Source organism: Pengzhenrongella sp. (assembly GCF_036565025.1).
Classification (GTDB): domain Bacteria; phylum Actinomycetota; class Actinomycetes; order Actinomycetales; family Cellulomonadaceae; genus Pengzhenrongella.
The window spans coordinates 1-8,644 of record NZ_DATCNW010000174.1 but is presented as its reverse complement, the minus strand read 5'-3'; the positions used below and the strand labels follow the sequence as shown (position 1 = coordinate 8,644).

General features: G+C 70.2%; 8 protein-coding genes. 7 read left to right on the top strand and 1 reads right to left on the bottom strand.

The annotated features are described in order from the left end of the window. Window positions 1-52: 52 nt before the first annotated feature. Window positions 53-781, bottom strand: a complete 729-nt coding sequence (locus VIM26_RS10060; RefSeq protein ID WP_331950705.1) for a GntR family transcriptional regulator — start codon at window positions 779-781, stop codon at window positions 53-55. A 318-nt stretch (window positions 782-1,099) separates the two neighbouring features. On the opposite strand from VIM26_RS10060, the gene iolC reads away from it, so the two are divergent. The 7 genes from iolC to VIM26_RS10025 form a co-directional block, all read left to right on the top strand. Beyond that, the gene (gene iolC, locus VIM26_RS10055; RefSeq protein WP_331950703.1) at window positions 1,100-2,113 is read left to right on the top strand and encodes a 5-dehydro-2-deoxygluconokinase; all 1,014 of its coding nucleotides are present in this window, start codon (window positions 1,100-1,102) and stop codon (window positions 2,111-2,113) included. After that, window positions 2,110-2,979, top strand: a complete 870-nt coding sequence (locus VIM26_RS10050; protein ID WP_331950701.1) for a Cgl0159 family (beta/alpha)8-fold protein — start codon at window positions 2,110-2,112, stop codon at window positions 2,977-2,979. Before iolC ends, VIM26_RS10050 begins: the two co-directional genes overlap by 4 nt. Beyond that, the gene (gene iolB / locus VIM26_RS10045; RefSeq protein WP_331950699.1) at window positions 2,976-3,881 is read left to right on the top strand and encodes a 5-deoxy-glucuronate isomerase; all 906 of its coding nucleotides are present in this window, start codon (window positions 2,976-2,978) and stop codon (window positions 3,879-3,881) included. The genes VIM26_RS10050 and iolB overlap by 4 nt, the downstream gene beginning before the upstream one ends. Next, the gene (gene iolD, locus VIM26_RS10040) at window positions 3,878-5,791 is read left to right on the top strand and encodes a 3D-(3,5/4)-trihydroxycyclohexane-1,2-dione acylhydrolase (decyclizing) (protein ID WP_331950697.1); all 1,914 of its coding nucleotides are present in this window, start codon (window positions 3,878-3,880) and stop codon (window positions 5,789-5,791) included. Before iolB ends, iolD begins: the two co-directional genes overlap by 4 nt. A gap of 53 nt (window positions 5,792-5,844) precedes the next feature. Then, complete coding sequence (locus VIM26_RS10035; RefSeq protein WP_331950695.1) at window positions 5,845-7,389, top strand: CoA-acylating methylmalonate-semialdehyde dehydrogenase; 1,545 nt, start codon at window positions 5,845-5,847, stop codon at window positions 7,387-7,389. Between the two features lie 37 nt (window positions 7,390-7,426). Further along, the gene (locus VIM26_RS10030; RefSeq protein WP_331950693.1) at window positions 7,427-8,383 is read left to right on the top strand and encodes a sugar phosphate isomerase/epimerase; all 957 of its coding nucleotides are present in this window, start codon (window positions 7,427-7,429) and stop codon (window positions 8,381-8,383) included. A gap of 16 nt (window positions 8,384-8,399) precedes the next feature. Continuing rightward, the coding region (locus VIM26_RS10025; RefSeq protein WP_331950691.1) for a Gfo/Idh/MocA family oxidoreductase at window positions 8,400-8,644 on the top strand (245 nt) is incomplete at its 3' end.

Here is an 8,644-nt window from a genome sequence, read left to right as displayed (position 1 = left end):
TCCTATAGGACGTCAACGCTCGGACGTTACGGGGTTTTTTTCGGAGGGGGGTCTACTGGGCGAAGACTGTGGTGGCGAAGCTGTAGCGGGAGGCTCGGTAGAGGTGCTTGCCGTGCTCGATGGCGCGACCCGTGGCGTCGTAGGCGGTGCGCTCCATCGAGAGCAGGGCCGCCTTGGGCTTCTCGTCGAGCATGCGGGCCTCGGCCGCGGTCGCGGTGCGGGCGCCGATCTGCTGCTGGGCGAGATGGACCTCGATGCCGCGCTCGCGCAGGGCCGCGTACAGGCCGAGCTCGTTGAGCTCCTCGTAGGTGGGGGCGATCTCGAGCGCGAGGTGGTTGGTCATCAGCGCGAGCGGCTCGCCGTCCGCGTACCGCAGGCGGCGGACCGTGACCACGTCGGAGTCGAGCGGGATCTCGAGCACCTCGGTGATCTCGGGGGAGCCATGACCGACGCTGTACTCGAGGACGGTCGTCGTCGGCTTGCGGCCGCTGCCGGCGAGGTCGTCGAACAGGCTCGAGATGCCGACCTTCCGACGCACCCGCACGGGCGCCACCTGGGTCCCGACGCCGCGCTTGCGCACGAGCATGCCGAGGTCCACGAGCTCCTGGAGGGCGCGGCGGGCGGTCGGGCGGGACACCCGAAGCCGCTGGGCGAGGGCGATCTCGTTCTCCAGCCGCTCTCCAGGCGCGAGCGCGCCCGACTCGATGTTCAGCTCGATCGCCTTGGCCATCTGGTGGTAGAGCGGGATCGGGCTCGAACGATCGAGGTCGATGCGCAACATCGTTGCTTGGTCGCTGGACATGTCCCTGCGCATTCTCTAGTTGACCGAACAAATGCCGGTGATCTTCAGGACCGTGTTCTACCTGTACGGACATTCTCACCGGTTTGTCCACCTGGTGCACCATCGCACGTCGGATCCGGCCCGCGCGGCGGCCCGCCCGGCGTGTCGCGCCAAGGCCCGGATGTCCGTATGTTCGGACAAAGAGTTGACGATCGGCGGTCACGTGGTGCAGAGTCAAGGTGAGGCAGCGGTCAGCGGTGATCGATCGGGTGATCGCCGTGCTGATCGTGCCGCGCCTGCCCAACCGGGTGGCCCGCAATGACGTGGAAATCGACAGGAGCAACGGTGCGCCCAGACGTGGACGTCGTGACCATCGGCCGGTCCGGAGTGGACATCTACCCGCTGCAGACCGGCGTCGGCCTGGAGCAGGTCGAGACCTTCGGGAAGTTCCTCGGGGGCAGCCCGACGAACGTCGCGGTCGCCGCGGCCCGGTTGGGGCACTCGGTCGCCGCTCTCACCGGGGTCGGCGACGACCCGTTCGGCCGGTTCGTCCGCCAGGAGATGAACCGCCTCGGCGTCAGTGACGAGTACGTGATCACGTCGGCGAACCTCGCGACGCCCGTCACCTTCTGCGAGATCTTCCCGCCGGACGACTTCCCGCTGTACTTCTACCGCCAGCCCACCGCGCCGGACCTCCAGCTGCGGGTCGGGGACCTCCCGCTGGACCTCCTGCGCGAGGCCGAGTTGTTCTGGCTCACCGTCACCGGCCTCTCCGAGGAGCCGAGCCGAGCCGCCCACCACGCGGCGCTGGCCACTCGCGCCCGCGCTCGGCACACGGTCCTCGACCTCGACTACCGGCCAATGTTCTGGACCAGTGACCAGGACGCGAGCGAGCAGGTGCGCGCGTGCCTCGGCCAGGTCACGGTCGCGGTGGGCAACCGCGAGGAGTGCCAGATCGCCGTCGGCGAGACCGATCCGGAGCGGGCCGCGGACGCGCTGCTGGAGGCGGGCGTCGAGATCGCCATCGTGAAGCAGGGACCGACGGGAACTCTGGCCAAGACGCGTGACGAGCGGGTCGTCGTGCCGCCCACCGCGATCCGGGTCGTGAACGGGCTGGGGGCCGGCGACGCCTTCGGGGGATCGCTGTGCCACGGCCTGCTGAGCGGCTGGTCGCTCGAGCGCATCGTCGCCGGCGCGAGCGCGGCCGGCGCGATCGTGGCCTCCCGGCTCGAGTGCTCCACCGCCATGCCGACGGCCGACGAGGTCGAGGCAGTCCTGGCCGGTACGCCGGTCGCCGAGCTCAACGACATGAAGAGCAGGAGTGCCCGATGACCACGATCGACGAGATCGTCGAGGTGCGCACGCACGCCCCCGAAAGCATCGGCAAGGCCCTGCGGGACCGTCCGCGCGGCGCCATGCCCTCGGGGCGCGATGCCAAGCTCATGATCATCGCCGCCGACCACCCGGCCCGCGGGGCGCTGGCCGCCGGGGCCCACCCGACGGCGATGGCCGACCGCGGCGACCTGCTGGCGCGCTGCGTCGAGGCGCTCGGGCGGCCCGGGGTGCACGGCTTCCTGGGCACCGCGGACATGATCGAGGAGCTGGCGCTGCTCGGCGCGCTCGACGGCAAGCTCGTCTTCGGTTCGATGAACCGCGGCGGCCTGGCCGGCGCGCGGTTCGAGATGGACGACCGGTTCACGGGCTACGACGCCCGCGGCGTGACCGAGGCGGGCCTGGACGGCGGGAAGATGCTGATGCGCATCGACTACGACGACCCGCGCACGATCGAGACCATCGAGGGTTGCGCGCGCGCGGTCGACGAGCTCGCCGACCACCGCATGATCGCGATGGTCGAGCCGTTCATCTCCCGGCGGGTGGAGGGCAAGGTCCGCAACGACCTGACCCCCGACGCGGTGATCCACTCGATCGCCATCACCTCCGGGCTGGGCCGCACGTCCGCCTACACCTGGCTCAAGCTGCCCTGCGTGCCCGAGATGGAACGCGTCATGGCCGCCTCGACGATGCCGGCGCTGATCCTCGGCGGCGAGGTCGCCGAGGATCGCGACGCGGCCCTCGCCGGGTGGGCCAGTGCGCTCGCCCAGCCGGGGGTCAAGGGCCTGGTGATCGGCCGTTCACTGCTCTACCCGCCGGGCGACGACGTCGCGGCGGCCGTCGACGATGCGGTGGGACTGCTTTGAGCAACGACGACAAGCTCGTGATCCGGGCGGGGGAGACGGCCCACGGCCAGTTCCCGCTGGACCTCACGCCCGAACGCGCCGGCTGGACCTTCAGCGGCCTGAAGGTCCTCGAGCTGCCCGCCGGCGGCAGCCAGGAGCTGGCCACCGGCGACGACGAGGCCCTCGTGCTGCCGCTCAGCGGGGGATGCACGGTCGAGGCCGAGGGGGTCAGCTACGCGCTCACCGGCCGGCCGGATGTCTTCTCGGAGGTCACCGACTACCTCTACGTCCCGCGAGAGACGACCGTGACCATCACCTCGGCCCGCGGCGGGCGGTTCGCCCTCCCGACGGCGCGCGCCACCCGGCGCCTTGAGGTGTCCTACCGGCCGGCCACCGACGTCGTCGTCGCCCTGCGCGGTGCGGGCAGCGCCACCCGCCAGGTCAACAACTACGCGCTCGGGAACGACGTCGAGACCGATCACCTGCTGGCCTGCGAGGTCATCACCCCCGGCGGCAACTGGTCCTCCTACCCGCCGCACAAGCACGACGTGCACTCCGACGTCGAGCGCGAGCTCGAGGAGATCTACCTGTTCGAGGTGCGCGAGGGCCGAGGCGGTCCCGGCTTCGCGTTCCACCGGACGTACGGCACCGCCGAGCGTCCGATCGAGGTGTCCGAGGAGGTCCGCACCGGCGACGTGGTGCTGACCCCGCACGGGTTCCACGGCCCGTCCATGGCCGCCCCGGGCTATGACCTGTACTACCTCAACGTCATGGCCGGTCCGGCGACGGACGGGAAGTGGCTGATGACCGACGACCCGGCCCACCACTGGATCCGCGAGACCTGGGACGCCCAGGACACCGATCCGCGACTGCCGATGACCCGCCCCGCAGGCCCCGCCCCCTCGACCAAGGACGCCCAGTGAGCAACGACGCAGCGACCACCGCGCAGGGCACGATCCGGCTGACCGTCGGTCAGGCGCTGGTGCGGTTCCTCGCCAACCAGTACAGCGAGCGGGACGGCGTCGAGCAGCGGCTCATCCCCGGCGCGTTCGGGATCTTCGGCCACGGCAACGTGGCCGGCGTCGGGCAGGCGCTGCTGCAGAACGACCTGGACCCGGCCGACGGCGAGAACCGCCTGAAGTACTACCTCGCCCGCAACGAGCAGGGCATGGTGCACGCCGCTGTCTCCTACGCGCGCACCAGGAACCGGATGCAGGCCTTCGCGTGCACCGCGTCCATCGGCCCCGGCTCGACCAACATGATCACCGGCGCCGCGCTGGCCACGATCGACCGCATCCCGGTGCTGATCCTGCCGTCGGACACGTTCGCCACCCGGTCCCCGGACCCGGTCCTGCAGCAGCTCGAGGACCCGCGGAGCCTGGACATCTCGGTGAACGACGCCTTCAAGCCCGTCTCGCGGTTCTGGGACCGGATCAACCGCCCCGAGCAGCTGATCCCGAGCGCCCTGGGCGCGATGCGGGTGCTCGCCGACCCGGCCGAGACCGGTGCCGTCACCATCTGCCTGCCCCAGGACGTGCAGGCCGAGGCCTTCGACTGGCCGGTCGAGTTCTTCCGCAAGCGCGTCTGGCACGTGGCCCGGCCCGTCCCGGAGCCCGCCGCCCTGGCCCGCGCGGTCGCGGTCATCCGGTCCGCGCGCAAGCCGCTGCTCATCGCCGGCGGCGGGGTCATCTACTCGGAGGGCTCGGCCGCGCTCGCGGCCTTCGCCGACGCGACCGGGATCCCGGTCGCGGACACCCAGGCGGGCAAGGGCGCGATCAGCTTCGAGCACCCCGCCTCGGTCGGCGGGGTCGGCTCGACCGGCAACGACGCGGCCAACGCGCTCGCCGCCGAGGCCGACGTGATCATCGGCGTCGGGACGCGCTACTCCGACTTCACCACCGCGAGCCACACCGCGTTCCGCAACCCGGACGTGCGGTTCGTCAACCTCAACGTGCTCGGGTTCGACGCGGCGAAGAACTCCGCCGAGATGGTCGTCACCGACGCCCGCGAGGGCCTCGCGGCCCTGACCACCGCACTCGACGGGTTCCGCGTGGAGGAGGCCTACCGCGCCCGGGTCGCCGGCCTCGTCGCGGACTGGGCCAGGGTTACCGACGAGTGCTACCACCGCGACCACTCCCCGCTCCCGGCGCAGACCGAGGTGTTCGGCGCGCTCAACGAGCTGATGGCCGACGACGACATCGTCATCAACGCCGCCGGGTCCATGCCCGGCGACCTGCAGGCCCTGTGGCGTGCGCGCAGCCCGATCCAGTACCACCTGGAGTACGGCTTCTCGTGCATGGGGTACGAGATCCCGGCGGCCATGGGCGCCAAGCTGGCCGCACCGGACAGCGAGGTGGTCGCGATCGTCGGCGACGGGACCTACCAGATGCTCCCGCAGGAGATCGCGACGATCGTCTCGGAGAACCTCAAGGTCATCATCGTGCTGCTGCAGAACCACGGCTTCGCCTCGATCGGCGGGCTCTCGGAGTCCCGCGGGTCGCAGCGGTTCGGCACGAAGTACCGGATGCGGGACGCGGCCACCGGGCGCCTGGACGGCGAGTACGTGCCGCTGGACCTGGCGGCCAACGCGCGCAGCTTCGGCGCCGACGTCTTCGAGGTCTCGACCATCGAGGAGTTCCGCCACGCCTACGTCAAGGCCGCCGCGTCGTCGCACACGACCGTCATCCATATCGAGACCGACCTGTACGGGCCGAACCCGCCGTCGTCGGCCTGGTGGGACGTCCCCGTCTCGCAGACCTCGCGACTGGAGAGCACCCGGACGGCCTACGGCGAGTATCTGCAGCAGAAATCGGACCAGCGCCACTACCTCTGAATCACGTTCAGCTCCGCGCGACATTCGTCCTCCCAGAGAGTGAGAAGAACACGATGACCATCACCCAAGAAGCTTCCAGCGCCGCCTCCGCCGCCGCCCCCGTGGTCACGGTCAAGCACTGGATCAACGGCCGCGAGACCGAAGGCACCACCGGTCTGTCCCAGCCGATCTACAACCCGTCCACGGGTGAGGTGTCCGGGCACGTCGCGCTGGGCGACGCCGAGACGGTGGCCGAGGCGGTGCGGGCCGCGACCGCGGCCCAGAAGTCCTGGGGCCGGATGTCGCTGGCCAAGCGCACCACGATTCTGTTCCGCATGCGCGAGCTGATGATCACCCACGACCTCGAGCTCGGCCAGATCATCTCCGCCGAGCACGGCAAGACCGTCGACGACGCCCGCGGCGAGATTGCCCGTGGCCGCGAGACCATGGAGTTCGTCTGCGGCATCAACCAGGCGTCCAAGACCGAGTTCAGCTCGGACGCGTCGACCGGCGTCGACGTGCACACCCTGCGCCAGCCGCTCGGCGTCGTCGCCGGGATCACACCGTTCAACTTCCCGGCCATGGTGCCGCTGTGGATGCACCCGGTCGCGATCGCCGCCGGCAACGCGTTCATCCTCAAGCCGTCCGAGCGCGACCCGTCCGCGTCGATCGTCATCGCCAAGCTGTACCAGGAGGCCGGGCTGCCCGACGGCGTCTTCAACGTCGTGCACGGCGGCAAGGTCGCCGTCGACGCGATCCTCGACGACGACGGCATCTCGGCCGTCTCGTTCGTCGGGTCCACGCCGATCGCCAAGTACGTCCACCAGCGGGCCACCGCCAACGGCAAGCGCGCCCAAGCCCTCGGCGGCGCGAACAACCACGCCATCGTGATGCCCGACGCGAACATCGCCTTCGCCGCGTCGCAGATCTCGTCCGGGGCCTTCGGCTCCGCGGGGGAGCGCTGCATGGCCCTGCCGGTCGTCGTCGTCGTCGGCGACGCCGCGGAGCCGCTGCTCGCCGCGCTCAAGGTCGAGGCCGAGAAGATCAAGGTCGGACCCGGCAGCGCCGCGGACACCGACATGGGCCCGGTCATCACCCCGGCTTCCCGCCAGCGCGTGCTGGACCTCACCACCGAGGCGATCGACGCCGGCGCGGTGGCGGTCGTCGACGGTCGCACGCTGGTGGTCGACGGCTTCGAGAACGGCTTCTACGTCGGCCCGACGATCCTCGACAACGTGACGACCGACATGCGGGCCTACACGGACGAGGTCTTCGGGCCGCTGCTGACCGTCGTGCGGGTCGACAGCTACGAGGCGGCCATCGAGCTCGTCAACTCGTCGCCGTTCGGCAACGGTGCGGCGATCTTCACCGGCTCGGGCGAGATCGCCCGCCAGTTCTCGGTCGAGGTCGAGGTCGGCATGGTCGGCATCAACGTGCCGATCCCGGTCCCGGTCGGGTACTTCTCGTTCGGCGGCTGGAAGGCCTCGCTGTTCGGCGACCACCACGCGCACGGTCCCGAGGGCTTCCGCTTCTACACCAAGGCGAAGGTCGTCACGACCCGCTGGCCGCACCAGGAGACCGCGGCGAGCGCGAGCATGAACTTCCCCGGCAACAACTGAGCTCCGCACGTCCCGACAAGACAGAGAGATTCACGCAATGACGCAGACATCATTCCAGCCTGACCTCTCCCGCAACCCGGACCCGCGCTACAACAAGCTCGTCGTCGGCACGGCGCCGGACTCCTGGGGGGTGTGGTTCCCGCAGGACTCCAAGCAGATCGACTGGGAGACGACGCTCGACGAGATGGCCGAGGCCGGCTACAAGTACATCGAGACCGGCCCGTTCGGGTACTTCCCGACCGACCCGGCCACCCTCCAGCGGGAGATGGCCAAGCGCGGCCTGACGGTGATCGCCGGCACCCAGTTCGGCATCCTGCACAAGGCCGACCAGTGGGCGAACACCGAGCTCGAGATGCGCCGAAACGCCGCGGTGCTCAAGGCCGTCGGTGCGACGTTCCTCATCTACCTGCCGCCGCTGTTCCGCTCGGACAAGACGTGGGAGTTCACCGACGAGCGCGTGCTGTCCGACGAGCAGTGGGCGCTGTACACCGCAAACGCCAACCGGCTCGGCAAGATCCTCTCCGACGAGTACGGCATCACGATGGTCGTGCACCCGCACGGGGACTCCCACATCGAGACCCGCGCGGACATCGACCGGTTCTTCGCCGACACCGACCCGCAGTACGTGTCCTTCTGCCTCGACACCGGGCACATCGTGTACGGCGGCGAGGACCCGATCAACATCGTCCGGGACTACCCGGACCGGATCGGGTTCGTGCACATCAAGGCGATGGACCCCGACCTGGTCGCCGAGGCGCACGAGAAGGACTGGCCGTTCGGCGAAGCCATCTCGCGCGGCGCGAGCGTCACCCCGCCAGCCGGCCAGCCGGAGATGACAGCCCTGGTCGACGCGCTCGCGGGCCTCGATCGGGAGATCATCGTCGTCGTCGAGCAGGACCTGTACCCGGTCAAGTTCGACTTCCCGCTGCCCAACGCGATCGCCACCCGGGAGTACCTCGCCGAGTGCAACCTCGGTGCCCGCTCGACCACGTAGATCGCAAGGAGCTGACATGACGGTCAGGATCGGCATCATCGGCCCCGGCGGAATGGGCCAGGCGCACATCGAGCGCATCACGAACCTGCTGTCCGGCGGGAAGGTCGTCGCGGTCACCGACCTCGACCCCGCGCGGGCCGCGAAGGTCGCCGAACCCATCGGCGCGACCGTCTACTCGGACGGTGCCTCGCTGATCGCGGCGGACGAGATCGACGCCGTCATGGTCACGAGCTTCGGCCCGGCCCACGAGGAGTCCGTCAT